The following is a 20,188-nucleotide window of genomic DNA, read 5'->3' on the forward strand; positions in this document are numbered from 1 at the left end:
ATCATCCGGCCCGTGCGACCTTCCGCGCGCCGGCGGGTTGCCTCAGCCGCATCACCAGTGGCGGCAGCACGGCGAGCACGTGGTCGATATCGCTGTCGTCGTTGTCTCGTCCGAGAGAAAAGCGGACGGCGCCGCCGAGGTGGCTCGCCGGTACGGCCATCGCCTGCAGGACATGGCTCGGCTGCATGGAGCCGGCGGAACAGGCTGAGCCGGAAGAACAGGCAATGCCTTCGCGCGCAAGGAGCGCCAGGAGACCATCGCCGTCGACGTCCTCAAAGGCGATGTTGCAGGTATTCGCGAGCCGCGCCGTCGGATCGCCATTGACGCGGGCGCCGGGGACCGTGCCCAGCAAGCCCTGTTCCAGCCGGTCGCGCAGCGCCTTCATCCGCCTCGCTTCGCTTTCCAGTCTCGATGCGGCGCGTTCGGCCGCTTCGCCGAAGCCGACGATCGCCGGCACGTTTTCTGTTCCGCCGCGGCGGTTGCGTTCCTGCCGTCCGCCGAGGATCAGGGGATAAAACGGTGTCTCGCTCCGAACATAGAGAGCGCCGATGCCCTTCGGCCCGGCGATCTTGTGAGCGGAAAGGCTCATCATGGAAATGGCGGTTTCTTCCGCCCGGATTGGCACCCGTCCCGCCGCCTGCACCGCGTCGGTGTGGAAGAGGGCGCCGGCGGCTTTCGCCTTCTCGGCGAGGGTTTCGACGGGAAACAGCGTGCCGGTCTCGTTGTTCGCCCACATGAACGAGACGACGGCGGTGCGTTCGCACAAAGCATGCTCGTAGGCCGCGACGTCGATGCGGCCGCAGCGGTCGACGGGAATGCGGTGCACCCCGGCGCGTCCCTCCGCCTCCAGCCGTTCGCAGAGCGCCAGGACGGCCGGGTGCTCGACGGCGGACACGATGATCTCGTTGCGCGGGGCAAGGGCCGCAAGCGCGCTGAGAAGGGCCGTATTGTCGCTCTCGGTTCCACCGGACGTGAAGACGATCTCGCTGTCGTTTGCGGCACCGATCAGCGTCTGGACCTGCCGTCGCGCCTTCCGCACGGCGCTGAAAGCTGCTTCGCCAAAGGCGTGGTGCGATGAGGGATTGCCGAAGCTCTCCCCGAGGAAGGGCAGCATCGCCTCGACGACCACCGGATCGATCCGCGTCGTGGCGTTGTGGTCCAGATAGACGGCGCGCATCGCGATCACCCTCACTCGACGGGAATGACTCGCAGCGGCATTCCGACCGCTTCGACCAGTCTTTGGCGAACACCGGCGACGGTCACGGAGGCGAGCTGGCACCCGACACAGGCGCCGGTCAGCCGCACGAAGACCGCGTCTCCCTCGATCTTGACCAGCTGGCAATCGCCGCCGTCACGGTTGAGGTTCGGGCGGATCGTCTCCAGCGCGGCCTCGATCAGCGGGCGCCGGCGGGCGATCAGGGCTGCCCGAAGGGTAGGGCCGTCGAGCGCCTCTTCCGTTTCCGGCGGTTGCTCCGGCGCCGTCGGCACGATCGTCGGCACAGGGCGGGGCGAGGCGAGGGGGGAGCGGCCGCGGAGGCCGTCGAACAGTGTGATGCGCGTCGCGCGGCTTTGTTCCGGCATCGCCGTCCCTCGCTCAGCTGAAGGACTTGCCGCAGGCGCATTTGTCCGCGGCATTGGGATTGTCGAAGACGAAGCCCGAGGATTCGAGACCGGTGACGAAATCGATGGTCATGCCGGCGACATGCGGCTGGGAGCGGTCGTCGACGAAGACCTTGACCCCGTCGGCGTCGATCACCGCATCACCGTGTCGGACGGTCGATTCCAACCCCATCATGTATTTGAAGCCGGCACAGCCGCCCGCTTCGACCATGATGCGAAGCCCTTCGGCGGGCTCGGCAGCCTTCGAGAGGGCGGACTTGACGGCGGAAATGGCATTCTCGGTCAGAGTGATCATGGCACGTTTCTCCGTTTTGCAGGACGACGCGAAACGCCATGCATCAGCCATGCCAGAGAAAAAGACCTTGGAATAACAGTCACATGGGGGAAGTCCGTCTTGTCGGCTTTGCGACAACGTCTTCAATTCGACAGGCGCTGTCGGCTTCCTACAAAAACGTCGAGCCCTGTCGGGTTTGTCGCGTCTGCGACAGAGCGATGTCGTGGCCAAGTCTCGCCGGTCGGAAAGGCTAACATGATGATTCAAAAGAGAAAAATCTAGACACTGCAATCAGTCTTCCGAGTTGGCACGGGTCTTGAAACGGAGAAAGCGGCGGCGGTCGAGCCGACCCATCCGATATTCAGCCCCGCGGGAGAGGCCGCGGACGCTTCAGCCAAGGAAGGAATGAACATGTCAGGTTTGCGTCAGATCGCATTTTACGGGAAGGGCGGCATCGGAAAGTCGACCACCTCCCAAAACACGCTCGCGGCACTTGTCGATCTGGGTCAGAAGATCCTCATCGTCGGCTGCGACCCGAAGGCCGACTCCACCCGCCTCATCCTCAACTCCAAGGCCCAGGACACCGTTCTGTCGCTTGCCGCCCAGGAAGGCTCCGTCGAGGACCTGGAGCTCGAGGACGTTCTGAAGATCGGCTACAAGGGCATCAAGTGCGTCGAGTCCGGCGGTCCTGAGCCGGGCGTCGGCTGTGCCGGCCGCGGGGTGATCACCTCGATCAACTTCCTCGAGGAAAACGGTGCCTACGACGACGTCGACTACGTGTCCTACGACGTCCTCGGCGACGTCGTGTGCGGCGGCTTTGCGATGCCGATCCGCGAAAACAAGGCACAGGAAATCTACATCGTCATGTCCGGCGAGATGATGGCGCTCTACGCTGCCAACAACATCGCCAAGGGCATCCTGAAATATGCCAATTCCGGCGGCGTGCGCCTCGGCGGGCTGATCTGCAACGAGCGCCAGACCGACCGCGAACTCGACCTTGCCGAGGCTCTCGCCGCGCGTCTGAACTCCAAGCTGATCCATTTCGTGCCTCGCGACAACATCGTCCAGCACGCGGAACTGCGCAAGCAGACGGTCATAGAGTACGCGCCGAACTCCCAGCAGGCGCAGGAGTACCGGCAGCTCGCCGAGAAGATCCATAACAATTCGGGCAAGGGCACCATCCCGACCCCGATCACGATGGAGGAGCTCGAAGACATGCTGCTCGCCTTCGGCATCATGAAGACCGACGAACAGATGCTCGCCGAGCTTCAGGCCAAGGAAGCCTCGGCCGCGGCTCATTGAGCGAAGGATTCAACCGGGCGCCGGCCTTGACCCGGCGCTCCAGTCGAAACGGCGGCACGCCGCCACCAGCGAGGGATCGCAAGCCATGAGCCTCGATTATGAAAACGACAGCGGATTCCACGAAAAACTCATCGAGGAAGTGCTGTCGCATTATCCGGACAAGACGGCCAAGCGCCGCAAGAAGCATCTGAACGTCGCCAAGGCGGGCGACGAGGTCGACGCGGAAGAGGGTAAGGCTCTTTCCGAGTGCGACGTGAAATCCAACATCAAGTCCATCCCGGGCGTGATGACCATCCGCGGCTGCGCTTATGCCGGGTCCAAGGGCGTTGTCTGGGGACCGGTCAAGGACATGGTCCATATCTCCCATGGACCGGTCGGCTGCGGCCAGTATTCCTGGTCCCAGCGCCGCAATTACTACATCGGCACGACTGGAATCGACACCTTCGTCACCATGCAGTTCACCTCCGACTTTCAGGAGAAGGACATCGTTTTCGGTGGCGACAAGAAGCTCGAAAAGGTCATCGACGAGATCCAGGCACTCTTTCCGCTGAACAACGGCGTGACGATCCAGTCCGAATGTCCGATCGGCCTGATCGGCGACGACATCGAAGCAGTGTCGCGCAAGAAGAAGAAAGAGATCAACAAGACCATCGTGCCGGTGCGCTGCGAAGGTTTCCGCGGCGTGTCGCAGTCCCTCGGCCACCACATCGCCAATGACGCGATCCGCGACTGGGTGTTCTCCGGCGAAGACAAGCATGCCGAATTCGAGACCGGCCCCTACGACGTCAACATCATCGGCGACTACAATATCGGCGGCGATGCCTGGGCTTCCCGCATCCTGCTCGAGGAAATGGGCCTGCGCGTGGTCGGCAACTGGTCGGGCGATGCGACGCTTGCCGAGATCGAGCGGGCGCCGAAGGCCAGGCTCAACCTCATCCACTGCTACCGGTCGATGAACTACATCTGCCGCCACATGGAAGAGAAATACGGCATCGCCTGGACGGAATACAACTTCTTCGGTCCCTCCCAGATCGAAGCCAGCCTACGCAAGATTGCCAAGCATTTCGGCCCGGAGATCGAGGCCAATGCGGAAGCGGTGATCGCCAAGTACCGCCCTTTGGTCGATGCGGTGATCGAGAGGTTCCGCCCGCGTCTCGAGGGCAAGACGGTGATGCTCTATGTCGGCGGCCTTCGCCCCCGCCACGTGATCACCGCCTATGAAGATCTCGGCATGGAGATCGTCGGCACAGGCTACGAGTTCGGCCACAACGACGATTACCAGCGCACCAGCCACTACGTGAAGAACGGCACGCTGATCTACGACGACGTGACCGGCTATGAACTGGAGAAGTTCATCGAGGGGATCCGGCCCGATCTCGTCGGCTCTGGCATCAAGGAAAAGTATCCGGTCCAGAAGATGGGCATTCCGTTCCGCCAGATGCACAGCTGGGATTATTCCGGCCCGTATCACGGCTATGACGGCTTCGCGATCTTCGCGCGCGACATGGATCTCGCGATCAACAATCCGGTCTGGGGCCTCTACGACGCTCCGTGGAAGAAGAAACAGCCGCTGCCGCTGCCGATTGCCGCCGAATGAGCGGTTGGCTTTCGCCCCCGGGGCGGAGGTCCGGCCCCAGGGCCGATCCGGAATGAAAACGCCCGCGGGACAAACCTGTCGGGATCAGTCGAAACGTCATTTGTCCCGGAGCCGCCGTATGGCGCGGCCCGCAGGATGGAGGTGACCAGTCATGCCGCAGTCCGCCGAGAAAGTGCTCGATCACGCCCCGCTCTTCCGCGAGCCGGAATACGTCGAGATGCTGAAAAGCAAGAAGGAAATGTTTGAATGCCCGCATCCGGGCGAATGGGTCGACGACCAGCGCGAATTCACGAAGAGCTGGGACTATCGCGAGAAGAACCTTGCCCGCGAGGCGCTCGTCGTCAATCCGGCCAAGGCTTGCCAGCCGCTCGGTGCCGTCTTCGCGGCCGCCGGCTTCGAAAAGACCATGTCCTTCGTCCATGGCTCGCAAGGCTGCGTCGCCTATTACCGCTCGCACCTTTCCCGCCATTTCAAGGAGCCTTCGTCGGCTGTCTCCTCCTCGATGACGGAAGATGCCGCTGTCTTCGGCGGCTTGAAGAACATGATCGACGGACTTGCCAACACCTACACGCTCTACGGGCCGAAGATGATCGCGGTCTCGACCACCTGCATGGCGGAAGTCATCGGTGACGACCTGCGCAGCTTCATCGAGAATGCCAAGAATGAAGGCTCGGTGCCGGCCGATTACGACGTGCCGTTCGCCCATACGCCGGCCTTTGTCGGCAGCCATGTCGACGGCTACGACAACATGGTCCGCGGGGTGTTCGAACACTTCTGGAAAGGACAGCCGCGCACCGAAATCAAGGGGCGATTCAACCTCATTCCGGGCTTTGACGGTTTCTGTGTCGGCAACAACCGTGAACTGAAGCGCATATTGTCGTTGATGGGGGTCGATTACACCTTCATTCAGGACGCCTCCGACCAATACGATACGCCCTCCGACGGCGAATACCGCATGTATGACGGCGGCACGAAGATCGATGACGTCAAGGATGCGCTGAACGCCGAATGGACGCTGTCGCTGCAGCATTACAATACCCGCAAGACCGAGGACTACTGCAAGGAGGTCGGCCAGAAGACGGCCTCACTCCACTATCCGCTCGGCGTTCGCGGCACCGACGACCTGCTGATGAAGGTTTCGGAGATGACCGGCAAGGAAATCCCGGAGGAACTTCGCATGGAGCGTGGACGTCTTGTCGATGCCATGGCCGACAGCCAGGCCTACCTGCACGGCAAGAAATACGCGATCTACGGCGATCCGGATTTCGTGTACGGCATGGCGCGCTTCATTCTGGAGACCGGTGGCGAGCCCACCCATTGCCTCGCCACCAATGGCACGCCTGCCTGGGAAGCAGAGATGAAGGAGCTCTTCGCCTCCTCGCCCTTCGGCAAGGATTGTCAGGTCTGGCCGGGCAAGGATCTGTGGGCGATGCGCTCGCTGCTCTTCACCGAGCCGGTCGACCTCCTGATCGGCAATTCCTATGGCAAGTATCTCGAACGCGACACCGGGACCCCTCTGCTGCGCTTGATGTTCCCGATCTTCGATCGCCACCACCATCACCGCTTCCCGCTGATGGGTTACCAGGGTGGCCTGCGCGTGCTGACCGCGATCCTCGACAAGTTCTTCGACGTCTACGACCGGGAGACGATCGTCCCGTCGAAGACCGACTACTCCTTCGACCTGACGCGCTGAAACATGCCGGCCCCGCACCTCGGGGCCGGTCCAATCCCTGGAACTCTCACGATGGAGACGGTCAGATGCCGGCATTGAAGGCGAAGATCGATGATGTCTTCAACGAACCCGGTTGCGACAAGAACCGGGGTAAGGACGAAAAAGCCCGCAAGAAGGGCTGCTCCAAGCCGTTGACGCCGGGGGCGGCGGCCGGCGGCTGCGCCTTCGACGGCGCCAAGATCGTGCTGCAGCCGGTCACCGACGTTGCCCATCTGATCCATGCGCCGCTCGCCTGCGAGGGCAACAGCTGGGACAACCGCGGGGCCGCCTCCTCGGGCTCGAGCCTCTGGCGAACGAGCTTCACCACCGATCTCACCGAGCTCGACATCGTCATGGGGCAAGGGGAACGCAAGCTATTCAGGGCGATTCGCGAGATCGCCGAAACCTTTTCGCCGCCGGCGATCTTCGTCTACTCGACCTGCGTGACCGCGCTGATCGGCGACGACATCGAGACCGTCTGCCGGCGCGCCTCCGAAAAGTTCGGCCTGCCGGTCGTTCCGGTCAACGCGCCCGGCTTCGTCGGTTCGAAGAACCTCGGCAACAAGCTCGCGGGCGAGGCACTCCTCGACCACGTGATCGGGACGGAGGAGCCCGACGATGCCACGGATATGGACGTCAACATCCTCGGCGAATTCAATCTCTCCGGTGAGTTCTGGCTGGTGAAACCTCTGCTCGAGAGGCTCGGCATGCGGATCCGCGCCTGCATACCCGGTGATGCGCGCTACCATGATATCGCGACGGCTCACCGGGCGCGTGCGACGATGATGGTCTGTTCCACCGCGCTCATCAATCTCGCCCGCAAGATGGAGGAGCGCTTCGGCATTCCCTATTTCGAAGGGTCTTTCTACGGAATCTCGGACACGTCGGAGGCCCTGCGCCAGCTTGCCAGCCTGCTGGTTCGAGGCGGGGCCGATCCGGCGTTGGCGGAGCGGACGGAACACCTGGTCGCGGAGGAGGAGGCGATCGCCTGGGCCAGGCTCGAGGCTTTCCGTCCGCGTCTTGCCGGCAAGCGGGTGCTGCTCAACACCGGCGGAGTAAAATCCTGGTCGGTCGTCCATGCCTTGCAGGAAATCGGCATGGAGATCGTCGGAACGTCGGTGAAGAAGTCGACGCCGGAGGACAAGGAGCGCATCAAGCAGTTGCTGAAGGAGGAGAACCACGCCTTCGAGTCCATGGCACCGCGCGATCTTTACACCATGCTTTGCGACCACAAGGCCGACATCATGCTCTCGGGCGGACGCACGCAGTTCATCGCGCTCAAGGCGAAGATGCCATGGCTCGACATCAACCAGGAGCGCCACCATGCCTATGCCGGCTATGACGGCATGGTCGAGCTGGTCCGCCAGATCGATATCGCGATCCACAATCCGATCTGGGAGACGGTGCGGTTGGCTTCGCCCTGGGACGAGGTGGGCAACCTGACAGCCTCCCCTGCGGGGGGCGACCGGAAGGAGGAGGCGATGTCTGCAACGCCTGTCCGCGCCTTCCGGAAATTCGTCAACTCCGTCACCGACGAAATGGGAGAGTGCTGATGGCGCGCATTGTACAGCAGAAGAGACAAGTGGCGATCAATCCGCTGAAATCCTCGCAACCGCTCGGAGCGGCCTTCGCCTATCTCGGAGTCGATCGCGCCATGCCGCTCTTCCACGGCAGCCAGGGTTGCACCTCCTTTGCGCTGGTGCTGTTTGTCCGGCATTTCAAGGAGACGATCCCTTTGCAGACGACGGCGATGGACGAGGTGGCGACGATCCTCGGCGGCGCCGACCACCTGGAAGAAGCAATCCTCAATCTCAAGAGCCGCACCAAGCCGAGTCTCATTGGCGTCTGCACGACTGCGCTGGTGGAGACCAGGGGCGAGGATTTCGCCGGTGACATCGCCGCGATCAGGATGCGCCGGGCAGACGACCTCGGCGACACCGAAGTCGTGCTCTCCAGCACACCGGATTTCGACGGCGCCATCGAGGAAGGCTGGAGGAAGGCGGTAACCTCCATGATCGAGGGGGTCACGCGGCCGGGCGAGCAACCCCGCGATCCAAAAAAACTGGCCATCCTGCCGGGTTGGCACCTCACCGTCGCAGATATCGAGCTCATCCGCGAGACCGTCGAGAGCTTCGGTTTGCAGCCCGTCATCCTGCCGGACATTTCCGGCGCGCTCGACGGAACTGTGCCTGACCGCTGGATTCCGACCACCTACGGTGGAACGAAGGTGGAGGATATCCGCGCGCTCGGGGACTGCTTCCAGGCGATCGCCATCGGCGAACACATGCGTCCGGCGGCCGAGGCGTTGCAGGCAAGAACCGGCGTGCCCTACGTGCTTTTCCAGCAACTGGTCGGCATGAAGGCGATCGACCGTTTCGTCACCATGCTGGCGATGATTTCGGGAAATCGCGTGCCGGCGAAGGTGCGCCGCCGCCGTGCCCAACTGCAGGACGCGCTGCTCGACGGCCACTTCCACTTCGGCGGCAAGAGGGTCGCGCTCGCCGCCGAGCCGGATCATCTTTACCAGCTCTCGACCTTCTTCACCGGGCTTGGTGCGGAGATCGTCGCGGCCGTGACGACGACGGGCAGCAGCGGGATCCTTGCGAAGGTGCAGGCCGAGACGGTTCAGGTCGGCGATCTCGCCGATCTCGAGGACATGGCTGCGGGTGCGGATCTTCTCGTCACGCATTCGCATGGCCGCCAGGCTGCCCAGCGGCTCGGCATACCTCTGATGCGTGTCGGCTTCCCGATCTTCGATCGGCTCGGCAGTCAGCACAGACGCACCGTTCTCTACGAAGGCGCGCGCGACCTGATCTTCGAGGCAGCCAATATCTTCCAGGCCGGCGGGCATCAGCCGACGCCGGAGGAGCTCAATCCTTTCCGCAACAGGGAGACTGACAATGACAGCCGTCCGACGTCTTTCACTCGTCACTGACGAGGGACCGGCGCCAGCGCCGGAACGCCCCAAAGGCGCGCTGCGCATCGCGATCGCCACCCAGGACATGAAGGGGCTCAATGCCCACTTCGGCTCGGCCAAGCTCTTTGCGATCTACGACGTGACCCCGCAAGGGTCGGCCCTCGTTGAAGCCGTCAGTTTCGGAGAGGTTTCCGACGAGAGCGGCAAGCACAGGACCGAGGGTGACGACAAGATCACGCCAAAAGTCGAGGCGCTCAAGGGGTGTCACCTGCTGTTCTGCCTGGCGATCGGCGGCCCGTCCGCCGCGAAGGTCGTGTCGGCGAAAATCCATCCGATCAAGGTGCCGCAGCCGTCCTCGATGGAGGAAGTCCTGTCGCGCACCCAATCCATGCTGAAAACGGCACCTCCGCCCTGGCTCCGCAAGGTGCTGGCCGAGGCCGGCGTTTCGACCGCCAAGCCTTCCTTCGACGACGAAGACTGAGGAGAAAGCGCATGCCCACCACCGATACGCTTGAAAAAGCCGCTACCGTTACCGATCCGGCCGTCATGACGACACCGTTCATGCAGTGCCTCGTCCGGTTGATGCGCGCGCAGGATACCTATGACGCATGGGAGGGTCGATCCGACGCATCGATCCTCAATGATTTCATCGTCACGAAAGAGCAGCGCCGGGAAATCCCGATCATCGGGGATCCTGATCCGGATGTGCTGTGGAGGCTGGAAATCTTCTATTCGGCGGTTGGGCTGGCGATCGAGCGGGAGACCGGCCTCATCGCGGCTCCAATGATGAAAATGAGCCATGAGGGTTTCGGTCGGGTGCTCCTCACCGCCGGGCGTCTGGTCGTCGTGATGAAGACCCTGCGCGACGTCCACCGCTTCGGCTTCGAGGATCTCGCAAAGCTCGCCGAGGCCGGCAACAAGCTGGTGCGGGAGGCGGTGGAGATGATCGCCAGGTTCCCCGACGTGGCGAAGTACTGACGGGAGACCAGGCCATGTCGGAACTCGAAGACCTGCAGAAGAAGGTTCGCAAGCTCAATTCCAGAGCCGGTGCCGCGAAGATGGAATTGCACGATCTCGCCGAGGACCTTCCGATCAACTGGACGCAAATCAGGGCCGTCGCCGAGCGCACTTACGCCGTGTTCGCCGAACTCGATGCGGCGAAGCTCGAGCTCGCAGCACTGGAGAAGGCGTGATGGGCAGCCCTTTCTCCACCCGTGACGGCTCCGTCTGGATGCCGGAATACCTGACCAAGATCGACGGCAAGACCTGTATCGGCTGCGGCCGCTGCTACAAGGTCTGTTCGCGAGATGTGATGCATCTCTATGGCGTCGACGAGGATGGCGAAGTGCTCGGCCTCTACGACGAGGAGGAAGGCGGCGATTTCGACGGCGAGCTCAACCGCATGATCATGGTCGTCGACAGGGCCGGTGCCTGCATCGGCTGCGGAGCCTGCGCCCGTGTTTGCCCGAAAAACTGTCAGACGCATGTCGCCGCGAGCGACCTTGCCGCCGCCTGACGAGGAAGGAGAATCGCGTGTTCGCAGATCACTATGCCAGCCTGATCGCCGGTCAGTGGCCCGCGATCGACGAGGGAACCGCGTTCGACCGCCATGCCCTCGCCTGCGTCTTGTCCGTCGCCCGGGAGGAGGGGCTGAGCGGTCGCGCCACGATAGAGGAGGCGACGGGGCTTGGTCCGCGTGAGCTCCTCGGCCTCATACACCGGCACTTTCCCTGTGTTTCGCCCGGGAGGCTCGGGCTCGGCGCCGACACCGGCGAAGCCGAACGGGGCATGGAAGAGGACCTGCTCCTCGACCTGCTCATGGAGCATGCCGATCCCGGCCTTTCCGACAGCCGCTGGTTCGCCCGCATCGTCGCGCGGCGGGCAATGCGCAACGATCATCTCTGGCAGGATCTCGGGCTCTTCGAACGCGCGGAACTGACGCGTCTGCTCTATCGCCATTTCCCCGAGCTGGCACGCGGCAACACCGACAACATGAAATGGAAGAAGTACTTCTACCGAAAGCTTTGCGAGGCGGAAGGTTACTCGCTCTGCACGGCACCGAGCTGCCGCGAATGTTTGGATTTCGAAGACTGTTTCGGGGACGAGAGCGGCCAAAGCCATCTGGCTCGGCGGAAGAATGGTCACGAGGTGACTGCTCTCCTGTCCGATGGGTGACACGGGCACCTGTCGGCTTTCCGACATTGTCGGAAAGCCCCCGGGTGTGATGTTACCAAGTGCTTGAAAATACGTGGGTGAATGGCTCGGCACGGAGCTTGCGTCGCGAGCTTCGTCGGTCTTGCCGACCGATATGAAGCCGAGCTGCATAACGACAACAGAGGAAGCTTTCATGCGTCAGGCTCTGACACCCTTGCTTGATTTCCGGGGCGCCGACGGCCACCGGGCCGGAGAGGATCGCTTCAACCTGTTGGCGGCTATTGACGATACGGGCTCGATCGCGGCCGCCGCGAAGGTGGTCGGCCTCAGCTATCGCGCCGCCTGGGATGCGGTCAATTCGTTGAACAACCTCTTTCCCCGCCCCATCGTGGTCGCTGCTGCTGGCGGTAGGCATGGCGGCGGCGCCTGCGTGACAACGGAGGGCCTGCGCGCGTTGACGGTTCATCGCCTGCTCACAGCCTCGATCGGCGAGATCATCGCCAATCTCGAAACGACGATCTCCGGTGATCCTGCCGTTTCCTTCCCTGCTCAGTCCCTGCTTTGGAGCCCGATCATGAAAACCAGCGCTCGCAATACCTATCACGGCATCGTCACCTCGGTCGAACACGGGGCGGTCAACGCGGAGGTTGCACTGAAGGTGGCCGGAGACGTCGTGCTGACGGTCATCGTGACCGAGCGCAGCATCGACAACCTGGGCATCGCTCCTGGGGTGGAGGCGTACGCCCTGATCAAGGCGAGTACGCCGATCCTCGTCAGCGAGGACGAGCCGGTTCGGACATCTGCGCGCAACCGTCTCTCCGGTACGGTGATCTCGGTCGAGAAGGGCGCAGTCAATTCGGAAGTCGTGCTCGACATAGGAAACGGCAAGACGCTCTGTGCGATCGTCACAGACGACAGTGCCGTGGATCTGGAGATACGGCCCGGCAAGCGACTTGGTGCCCTGATCAAGGCATCGCAGATCATTCTGGCGATGGGGTGACGGCCGGAGAGCACCGTGGCGTTAAGGCGACGGGGGGATGTCCGTGGATGTGATATCACGCGTGCAGCAGTGCCGCACGCGTGATGTTCGGTCAACGTCCTCTTCCGTCTTACATGGCTTCTGCCGGTTCGGGGCGCGAAGGTGTGCCGTCGTTGGCGGCGCTCACTGATCCATGCGGGCGTTGCTGAAGGAAATCGGGATGAATCTCGTGGTGAACGAGGGCCCGATTGCCGGTCAGCCTGCGGACGAGAACGTAGAAGACCGGTGTCATGAAGATGCCGAAGAAGGTCACGCCGATCATGCCGGAGAAGACGGCGACGCCCATCGCCGCGCGCATTTCGGCACCGGCGCCCGTCGATACCACCAACGGAACCACGCCCATGATGAAGGCCATCGACGTCATCAGGATCGGTCGAAGCCTGAGCCGGCTCGCTTCGATCGCCGCCTGCACCGGCGTTCGCCCATGCAACTCCAGTTCCCGGGCGAATTCCACGATCAGGATCGCGTTCTTCGCCGACAATCCGACCAGCACGACAAGACCGATCTGCGTGAAGATGTTGTTGTCTCCACCGGTGAGCCACACGCCGGTCAGGGCTGCGAGGATGCCCATCGGCACGATCATGATGATCGCGATCGGCAGGGTCAGGCTCTCATACTGGGCTGCGAGCACCAGGAAGACGAGGAGCAGTGCGAGCGGAAACACGACGACGCTCGAATTGCCGGCGAGGATTTCCTGGTACGTCAGGTCCGTCCATTCGAAATCGATGCCCTGGGGGACGGTTTCCCTGACGATCTTTTCGATCGCCGCCTGCGCCTGACCCGAGGAAAAGCCCGGTGCCGGACCGCCGTTGATGTCGGCGGCAAGGAAGCCGTTGTAGCGGGTCGTGCGCTCAGGTCCCGTCGTTTCCTCGACCTTGAGCAAGGCCGACAGAGGGATCATCTCGCCTGAACGCGATCGAACCTGCAGCGCTCCGATATCCGCGGCCTCGGCACGGAAGTTTGCGTCCGCCTGGACGCGCACGCTGTAGGTTCGCCCGAAGGCGTTGAAGTCATTCACATAGAGAGAGCCGAGATAGATCTGCAGCGTCTCGAAAATGTCGGTGACAGCCACGCCGAGCTGCTCGGCCTTGGCGCGATCGACGTCTGCGTAGAGCTGCGGAACGTTGATCTGGAAGCTGGAGAAGATCCCCGCCAGTTCCGGCGTCTGGTAGGCCTTGGCGAGGACCGCCTTTGCCGCCTCGTCAAGGGCCTGGTAGCCGTAGCCTGCCCGATCCTCGATCTGCAGCTTGAACCCGCCCGTCTGGCCGAGGCCGTTGACCGGCGGGGGCGGGAACATGGCGATGAAGGCGTCCTGGATTCCGGCATATTTCTGGTTCAGCGCCATGGCGATGGCGCCTCCCGATAAATCGGGGGTCTTGCGATTTTCGAAGTCGTCGAGAACCGCGAAGACGATGCCGGCATTGGAACCGATGGTAAAGCCATTGATCGAAAGGCCCGGGAAGGCGATTGCGTGTTCGACCCCCGGCTGTTCGAGCGCGATGTCGCTCATCTTTCGGATCACCTGTTCCGTGCGATCCAGGGTGGCGCCGTCGGGAAGCTGGGCGAAGCCGATCAGGTATTGCTTGTCCTGCGCCGGCACGAAGCCGCCCGGCACGGTGGCAAACATGCTGTAGGTCGCACCGACGAGGGCCAGATAGACGACCATGACGAGGCTCTTGCGCGACAAGAGCCCGCCGACAGAGCGGCCGTAGCCGTTGGAGGCGGCCCCGAAGGCACGATTGAAGCCGCGGAAGAACCAGCCGAAGAGCCCGTCCATGATCCGGGTCAGCCGATCCTTCGGCGCGTGATGATCCTTCAGGAGAAGGGCCGAAAGCGCAGGAGACAAGGTCAGCGAATTGATGGCGGAGATGACCGTCGAAATGGCGATCGTCAGTGCGAACTGCCGGTAGAACTGTCCCGACAGGCCGGTGATGAAGGCCAGCGGCACGAAGACCGCCACCAGCACCAGCGCGATGGCGATAATGGGGCCCGACACCTCGCGCATGGCCCGGTAGGTCGCCTCGCGCGGTGATAGCCCGTTCTCGATGTTTCGCTCGACATTCTCGACGACCACGATTGCGTCATCGACGACGATGCCGATCGCCAGCACCAGGCCGAACAGTGTCAGGGCGTTGATCGAAAAGCCGAAGGCATACATCACCGCGAAGGTACCGATGATCGATACCGGGACGGCGATCAGCGGAATGATCGACGCCCGCCATGTCTGAAGAAAGAGGATGACCACGAGGACGACCAGCCCGACGGCCTCGAGCAGGGTTTCGACGACCTTCTCTATCGAGGCACGCACGAACTTCGTCGTGTCGTAGACGATCTCGTATCGCACACCTTCCGGCATGGCCAGTTGCAGCTGTTCCATGGTTGCACGGACATTGTCGGCAATCTCGATCGCGTTCGAGCCCGGCGCCTGGAGCACTGCGACAGCGACGGCGGGCTTGCCGTCGAGAAGCGAACGCAAGGTGTAGTCGGCGGCGCCGAGTTCGATGCGGGCGACGTCGCGCAGGCGTGTAATCTCGCCGTTCTCGCCGCTTTTGACGATAATGTTGCCGAATTCCTCCGGCGTCTGCAGGCGGCCCCGCGCATTGACATTGAGCTGCAGGCCGGTGCCGGGCACGCTCGGCGATGCGCCAATGATGCCGGCCGCCGCCTGGACGTTCTGGCCGCGGATTGCGTTGGTGATGTCACTTGCCGCCAGCGAGTGCTCCGCCGCCTTCTGCGGGTCGACCCATATCCGCATGGAATAGTCGCCGGCTCCGAAGACCTGGACCTGGCCGGCGCCCTCGATCCGCGCCAGGCGATCCTTCACGTTCAATGTCGCATAGTTGCGCAGATAGGTGATGTCGTAGTTGGCGTCGTCAGACACGAGGTTGACGACCATGATGAAGTCAGGCGAGCTTTTGGCCGTCGTCAGGCCGAGTGCGCGTACCTCCGCCGGCAGGCGTGGTTCGGCCTGGGCGACGCGGTTCTGGACGAGTTGCTGGGCCTTGTCCGGGTCCGTTCCGAGTTTGAAAGTGACGGTGACGGTCAGCACACCGTCGGACGTAGCCTGGCTCGACATGTAGAGCATGTCTTCGACACCGTTGATCTGTTCCTCGAGCGGCGTGGCCACGGTTTCGGCGATAACGGTCGGGTTCGCGCCGGGATAGCTGGCGCGCACGATGATGGAGGGGGGCACGACATCCGGGTATTCGGAAATCGGGAGAGAGCGCACGCCGATCAGGCCGGCGACGAGGATCAGGATAGACAGGACGGCTGCAAAGACCGGCCGATCGACGAAGAAGCGGGATATGTTCATGGCGGGATCTCCGGCATTGCGCCGCAAACAGAGCGGCGGGGCGTCTCCGGTCGTGCACGCCGGAGACGGGATCGAACCGATAGTTGGGGAACGGCGGGGTCGCCGCTCTCGTCGTTACTGGCTGGCGACCTTGGACTCGTCCTCGGGTGCGACCGTCATCCCCGGCCGGATTCTCTGCAGGCCGTTGACGATCACCCGCTCGCCGGGGGCGATCCCGGCTTCGACGATCCGGTCGCCGTCCACGCTGGCGCCGAGCTGCACCGGACGGTAGGTGGCGACGTTGTCGTCTCCGACCACCATCACGAACTTCTTGTCCTGGTCCGTTCCGATTGCGCGTTCGCTGACCAGCAGATGGTCTTCGGGTGTGGGTTCTCCCACCCGGATGCGGACGAACTGGCCGGGGATCAGCCTGCCATCCTTGTTGTCGAAGACGGCCCGGACCCGAATGGTGCCGCTTGACCTGTCGACTTCGTTGTCGATGAGCTGCAGCTTGCCTCGGATCGGGTTCGCATCGTCGGTCGAGGCGGTGATCTCGACGGGAACCTGATCGAGGGCCGGCATGCCGTCGTTGCGCGGCAGTCGGGACAGCAGCCGGGTGACGAGTTCCTCATCCGCGCTGAAGCTCGCATAGATCGGGTCGACGGACACGATCGTGGTCAGTTCGGGAGACGTGGAGCCCGCCGAGACGAGATTGCCTTGCGTAACCTCGAGCCGGCCGATTCGTCCCGAAATCGGGGCACGAAGCTCCGTGTATCCGAGGTCGAGGCGAGCGATCTTCAGTGAAGCCTCGGCAGCTCGCAGCGTCGCTTCCGCCTGGGCGAATTCGCTCTCGCGCTGGGCGAGTTCGCTTTGCGATATCGTCCTGTTCGCCGAAAGCGTCTTGCCGCGCTGGTACTCGACCTCGGCGAGATCGAGGCGAGCGCGTGCAGACGCGACCTGGCTTTCCGCCTGGGCGACGGCCGCTTCGTAGGGCGCCGGATCGATGGTCACCAGGAGATCACCCGCCTTGACCAGGCTGCCCTCGCGGAAGTGCACCGACTGGATGGCACCGGCCACGCGTGGACGGATCAGCACGCGGTCGACCGCCTCGAGGCGGCCGGAAAACTGTTGCCAGGTGGTGACACTCCGCGGCTTCAATGTGGTTACGGTAACGGGAACGGCGGGCGGCGCGGCCTGCTCGGCGGGCGCAGCATTGGCGCCCGTCGGCATATCGAGATGGACGGTTGCTGCGATTGCCGACAAAACGACGGCCGTGCCGGCAGCCCAGAGGGCCCAGCGGGTCTTCTTCACGGTCATGACTTGCTCTCCTTGGTTCCCTTGGGGGAGGAACCGTCAGGTGGACTAAATGCGTTTATTTCAATGCGTTACTTCATCAGAGAAGGCGGCGAACGCGTCGCGTACCGCGTCGAGCCACGCGCCCTCCTCATTCCGGTAGATGCCCGTCCAACCGGAGCCGGACGGCAGAACTTTCAAATGCACCCGAACGCCTGCGGCGGAGAGGCGCTTCGAATAGGCCGACACCTCGTCTCGCAAGGGGTCGTCCTCGGCGGTCATCAGGAGCGCCGGCGCGACTCCCGTAAGTCTCGAACACAGGCATGGCGCTGCGTAAGGGTGCATCAGGTATCGCGCGGAGTGCAGATACCGGCTCCAGCCTTCCGACCAGCGCCCGCGCATGCCGATCCGGTCGGCGTCGCGGATCGAGCCGCTCGCCATTAGCGGATCGATCATCGGGGACAGCAGGATCTGTCCTCGAACCGCGCCCGACATTTGGTCTCGCGCCTTCAGCGCAAGCCCCGCTGCGACATTGCCACCGGCCTCGTCGCCGGCGATAAACAACGTCGACTTTGAACTGCCGTATTGACGGCGGCACTTTCGAATGCCGGTGAGCACCGCGAAAGCCCGATCCAGCGCGCCCGGGAAGGTGTTCTCCTGCCAACCGCCGAGATCGACCTCCATGACGATCGCGCCAGCTGCGGCAAGGGCGCGCGCCGCCGGGGCTTCCTCGGCGGGTGCCGCCCGACGTTGAAAGGCGCCACCTGCCAGGTAGAGGACGATCGACGGTTCCCTGGCGTGTGCGCCGCGATCGTAAATCCGGACGGACGTTGCCTCCGACGGATCGAATGCAATTTCCTGCCAGTGTGCAGACATCACAACTTTTCCTGTTCCGGTGTTGAAACGCTCTTGCTGCGAAGTTGCATTGGAATATTATTATTCGGTAATCGACACACAAGCATGCTGATTTCGTAAACACTATTCCAAAATCGCGGATAATTGCGAAGTGCGAGGACAAGCAGATGGATCAGCTTTCCGCAATGCGGGTATTCGTGCGTGTGGTGGAGATGGGCAACTTCACCCGTGCCGCGGCATCGCTCAACATGCCGAAGACGACGGTGACCAACCTCGTACAGTCGCTCGAGGCACGTCTTTCGACAAAGCTCCTGAACCGGACGACGCGTCGGGTGATGGTGACCACCGACGGTGCGCTCTATTACGAGCGGGCACTACAGATCATCGGCGACGTGGACGAACTGGACAACAGCCTGTCGACTTCGCAGGCGCAGCCGTCGGGCCGGCTGAGGGTCGAGATGGCGGGCATCTTTGCCGATCTGATCGTGCTGCCCGGCATGTGTGACTTCCATAACCGGTTCCCGCAAATCCAACTCGATATCGGCGTCGGGGACCGCCTCGTCGACTATATCGCCGAGAACGTGGACTGCGCGCTCCGCGGGGGAACGCCGGCCGACCAGTCGCTGATTGCGCGCAAGGTCGGGGAACTCAAGCTGCACTGCTATGCCGCCCCGCGCTACCTGGAGCGCGTCGGGCATCCGGAACATCCCGAGGATCTCGCCACGTCCCATTACTGCGTCGGTTATCTGCATGCTCAGTCAGGACGCGTCTGGACGATGGACTTCACCCGCGGGGAGGAATTCTGCCAGGTGGACCCGCGCTATATCATCTCGGTCAACGACAGCAGGACCTATCTGAACGCGGCGGTCTCAGGCCTCGGCGTCGTGCAGTCCGCGCCCTTTTTCGTCAAGGATGCGCTCGCAAAGGGCGAACTGGTGCCGATCCTGACCGACTGGCAATGTGAGCGGCTGCCGCTCTACATCGTCTATCCGCGCACGCGTCACTTGAGCAACAAGGTGCGGGTGTTCATCGACTGGCTCGTTCGGCAGTTGCAGGTGATCGACAGGATTCCCTTCGACCTCGACGTCACGGATTTCCAGCGCAAGGCGTCGTAGGCTTTGCCTGACGGCTCCGGCCCGGTTGCTTTGCCGAGGATGTCTGGAACGGGCGGGCGGTTCTGCCAGGTCTGACGCGGAGTTGAATGACGCAATATATGACGCTATATAACGTCAATATAAGTGGGGTACTCGAAAGGAAGGCTGTCGCCATGGGTCTCGCCCAATATGCCGAAAAGGGTCTTTTCGCTCCGCAAAAGATCGCCGAGGCTTTTCACACGACCAGTATGGAAATCGCGCGTACCGCGGGTCTCGGCAAGGATGCGGTTCAGCGCAAGGAGCGCATCCGCTCCGACAAGACACAAAGGCGATTGCGTGAGATGATCGAGATCGTCAACAAGGTCGAGCCGCGGTTCGGTTCGGCGCTGATGGCCTTCGCCTGGTACAGATCGGAGCCGCTCCCCGGATTCTCCGGGTTCACCGCCATGCAACTCGTGCGTGACGGGCGGGCGGATGAGGTGCTTGACTACATCGACGCCGTCGATGCCGGCGTTCACGCGTGACGAAGCCTATGCGCTTCGAGGGGAAGCTCTATCGAGCGCTCAACCCCGTCTATGCGCATGAGCCATTGTCCGGCCGGGGTGCCGAACTCTACGGCGGACGTTTCAATCCCAAGGGAATGCCGGCACTCTATATGTCCCTGTCGATCATGACGGCCGTACGGGAGGCCAATCAGGTCGGCAATCTGCAGCCGACGAGCTTGGTCCGCTACAAGGCGGAGATCGATGCCGTCTTCGACACGCGTGACGCGGGAGCGCTCGCGGCAGAGGGCATGGATGCTTCAAGCCTTGCGGATATGAGCTGGCGCGATCAGATGAAGCGCGACGGAGAGGCGAGAACGCAGACTCTTGCGCGGCGGCTTTTCATCCGCGGCTTTCAGGGTTTGCTGACGCGAAGCTTTGCTCCCGGCGCACAGGCCGATGATCTCAGCATCGTCCTCTGGAGCTGGGGAGCCTCGGCTCCGTCGAGACTCCTCGTCATAGACGACGAGAATCGGCTGTCACGTTGACTTGCGCGGG

General features: G+C 62.8%; 20 protein-coding genes. 14 read left to right on the plus strand and 6 right to left on the minus strand.

Features of this window, described 5'->3' with window-relative positions; all coding sequences use genetic code 11:
- Window position 1: 1 nt before the first annotated feature.
- From nifS to EUU22_RS08700, 3 genes are read right to left on the minus strand one after another with little or no spacing between them, the layout of a single operon-like run.
- On the minus strand, window positions 2-1,177 hold the full coding sequence (gene nifS / locus EUU22_RS08690) for a cysteine desulfurase NifS (RefSeq protein WP_129331619.1): 1,176 nt from the start codon (window positions 1,175-1,177) through the stop codon (window positions 2-4).
- An 11-nt stretch (window positions 1,178-1,188) separates the two neighbouring features.
- Window positions 1,189-1,581 (minus strand): NifU family protein, encoded by a 393-nt coding sequence (locus EUU22_RS08695; RefSeq protein WP_245484940.1) that lies wholly within the window; start codon window positions 1,579-1,581, stop codon window positions 1,189-1,191.
- A 13-nt stretch (window positions 1,582-1,594) separates the two neighbouring features.
- Window positions 1,595-1,915, minus strand: a complete 321-nt coding sequence (locus EUU22_RS08700; protein ID WP_112691657.1) for a HesB/IscA family protein — start codon at window positions 1,913-1,915, stop codon at window positions 1,595-1,597.
- Between the two features lie 390 nt (window positions 1,916-2,305).
- Between EUU22_RS08700 and nifH the strand changes: the two genes are divergently transcribed.
- From nifH to EUU22_RS08755, 11 genes are all read left to right on the plus strand, one after another.
- On the plus strand, window positions 2,306-3,196 hold the full coding sequence (gene nifH, locus EUU22_RS08705) for a nitrogenase iron protein (RefSeq protein WP_112691676.1): 891 nt from the start codon (window positions 2,306-2,308) through the stop codon (window positions 3,194-3,196).
- Between the two features lie 85 nt (window positions 3,197-3,281).
- Window positions 3,282-4,793, plus strand: a complete 1,512-nt coding sequence (nifD, locus tag EUU22_RS08710) for a nitrogenase molybdenum-iron protein alpha chain (RefSeq protein WP_129331621.1) — start codon at window positions 3,282-3,284, stop codon at window positions 4,791-4,793.
- Window positions 4,794-4,944: 151 nt separating this feature from the next.
- Complete coding sequence (gene nifK / locus EUU22_RS08715) at window positions 4,945-6,486, plus strand: nitrogenase molybdenum-iron protein subunit beta (RefSeq protein WP_129331622.1); 1,542 nt, start codon at window positions 4,945-4,947, stop codon at window positions 6,484-6,486.
- Window positions 6,487-6,551: 65 nt separating this feature from the next.
- Window positions 6,552-8,057, plus strand: coding sequence for a nitrogenase iron-molybdenum cofactor biosynthesis protein NifE (gene nifE, locus EUU22_RS08720; RefSeq protein WP_129331623.1), 1,506 nt, complete (start codon window positions 6,552-6,554; stop codon window positions 8,055-8,057).
- Window positions 8,057-9,439 carry a nitrogenase iron-molybdenum cofactor biosynthesis protein NifN gene (nifN, locus tag EUU22_RS08725; RefSeq protein WP_129331624.1) on the plus strand — a complete coding sequence of 461 codons (1,383 nt, stop codon included), beginning with the start codon at window positions 8,057-8,059 and terminating at the stop codon, window positions 9,437-9,439. The genes nifE and nifN overlap by 1 nt, the downstream gene beginning before the upstream one ends.
- Window positions 9,405-9,902: a nitrogen fixation protein NifX gene (nifX, locus tag EUU22_RS08730; RefSeq protein WP_129331625.1), complete on the plus strand. Its 498-nt coding sequence runs from the start codon at window positions 9,405-9,407 to the stop codon at window positions 9,900-9,902. Before nifN ends, nifX begins: the two co-directional genes overlap by 35 nt.
- Before the next feature lie 11 nt (window positions 9,903-9,913).
- Window positions 9,914-10,399, plus strand: coding sequence for a NifX-associated nitrogen fixation protein (locus EUU22_RS08735; RefSeq protein WP_129331626.1), 486 nt, complete (start codon window positions 9,914-9,916; stop codon window positions 10,397-10,399).
- Between the two features lie 14 nt (window positions 10,400-10,413).
- Window positions 10,414-10,614, plus strand: a complete 201-nt coding sequence (locus tag EUU22_RS08740) for a CCE_0567 family metalloprotein (RefSeq protein WP_112691664.1) — start codon at window positions 10,414-10,416, stop codon at window positions 10,612-10,614.
- Window positions 10,614-10,937 (plus strand): ferredoxin III, nif-specific, encoded by a 324-nt coding sequence (gene fdxB / locus EUU22_RS08745; RefSeq protein WP_112691665.1) that lies wholly within the window; start codon window positions 10,614-10,616, stop codon window positions 10,935-10,937. Before EUU22_RS08740 ends, fdxB begins: the two co-directional genes overlap by 1 nt.
- 17 nt (window positions 10,938-10,954) lie before the next feature.
- Window positions 10,955-11,596: a nitrogen fixation protein NifQ gene (locus EUU22_RS08750; protein WP_129331627.1), complete on the plus strand. Its 642-nt coding sequence runs from the start codon at window positions 10,955-10,957 to the stop codon at window positions 11,594-11,596.
- A gap of 172 nt (window positions 11,597-11,768) precedes the next feature.
- A complete protein-coding gene (locus EUU22_RS08755; RefSeq protein WP_129331628.1) occupies window positions 11,769-12,575 on the plus strand; it encodes a TOBE domain-containing protein in 807 nt (268 codons plus the stop codon).
- A 109-nt stretch (window positions 12,576-12,684) separates the two neighbouring features.
- Here the strand turns inward: EUU22_RS08755 and EUU22_RS08760 are convergent, their stop codons facing one another.
- The 3 genes from EUU22_RS08760 to EUU22_RS08770 all read right to left on the minus strand — a co-directional run bounded on the left by EUU22_RS08760 (window position 12,685) and on the right by EUU22_RS08770 (window position 18,075).
- Window positions 12,685-15,927, minus strand: a complete 3,243-nt coding sequence (locus EUU22_RS08760) for an efflux RND transporter permease subunit (protein WP_129331630.1) — start codon at window positions 15,925-15,927, stop codon at window positions 12,685-12,687.
- A 114-nt stretch (window positions 15,928-16,041) separates the two neighbouring features.
- Window positions 16,042-17,223, minus strand: a complete 1,182-nt coding sequence (locus tag EUU22_RS08765) for an efflux RND transporter periplasmic adaptor subunit (protein WP_112691668.1) — start codon at window positions 17,221-17,223, stop codon at window positions 16,042-16,044.
- A gap of 60 nt (window positions 17,224-17,283) precedes the next feature.
- Entirely contained in the window at window positions 17,284-18,075 is a 792-nt protein-coding gene (locus EUU22_RS08770; protein ID WP_112691669.1) for an alpha/beta hydrolase fold domain-containing protein, read from the minus strand.
- A 146-nt stretch (window positions 18,076-18,221) separates the two neighbouring features.
- Between EUU22_RS08770 and EUU22_RS08775 the strand changes: the two genes are divergently transcribed.
- The 3 genes from EUU22_RS08775 to EUU22_RS08785 all read left to right on the plus strand — a co-directional run bounded on the left by EUU22_RS08775 (window position 18,222) and on the right by EUU22_RS08785 (window position 20,178).
- Window positions 18,222-19,169, plus strand: coding sequence for a LysR family transcriptional regulator (locus EUU22_RS08775; protein ID WP_129331632.1), 948 nt, complete (start codon window positions 18,222-18,224; stop codon window positions 19,167-19,169).
- A gap of 152 nt (window positions 19,170-19,321) precedes the next feature.
- A complete protein-coding gene (locus tag EUU22_RS08780; RefSeq protein ID WP_112691671.1) occupies window positions 19,322-19,672 on the plus strand; it encodes an antitoxin Xre/MbcA/ParS toxin-binding domain-containing protein in 351 nt (116 codons plus the stop codon).
- 8 nt (window positions 19,673-19,680) lie between these two features.
- Window positions 19,681-20,178: an RES family NAD+ phosphorylase gene (locus tag EUU22_RS08785; RefSeq protein WP_129331734.1), complete on the plus strand. Its 498-nt coding sequence runs from the start codon at window positions 19,681-19,683 to the stop codon at window positions 20,176-20,178.
- The last annotated feature ends 10 nt before the right edge of the window (window positions 20,179-20,188 follow it).

It is taken from the genome of Ciceribacter ferrooxidans (assembly GCF_004137355.1).
GTDB lineage: Bacteria > Pseudomonadota > Alphaproteobacteria > Rhizobiales > Rhizobiaceae > Allorhizobium > Allorhizobium ferrooxidans.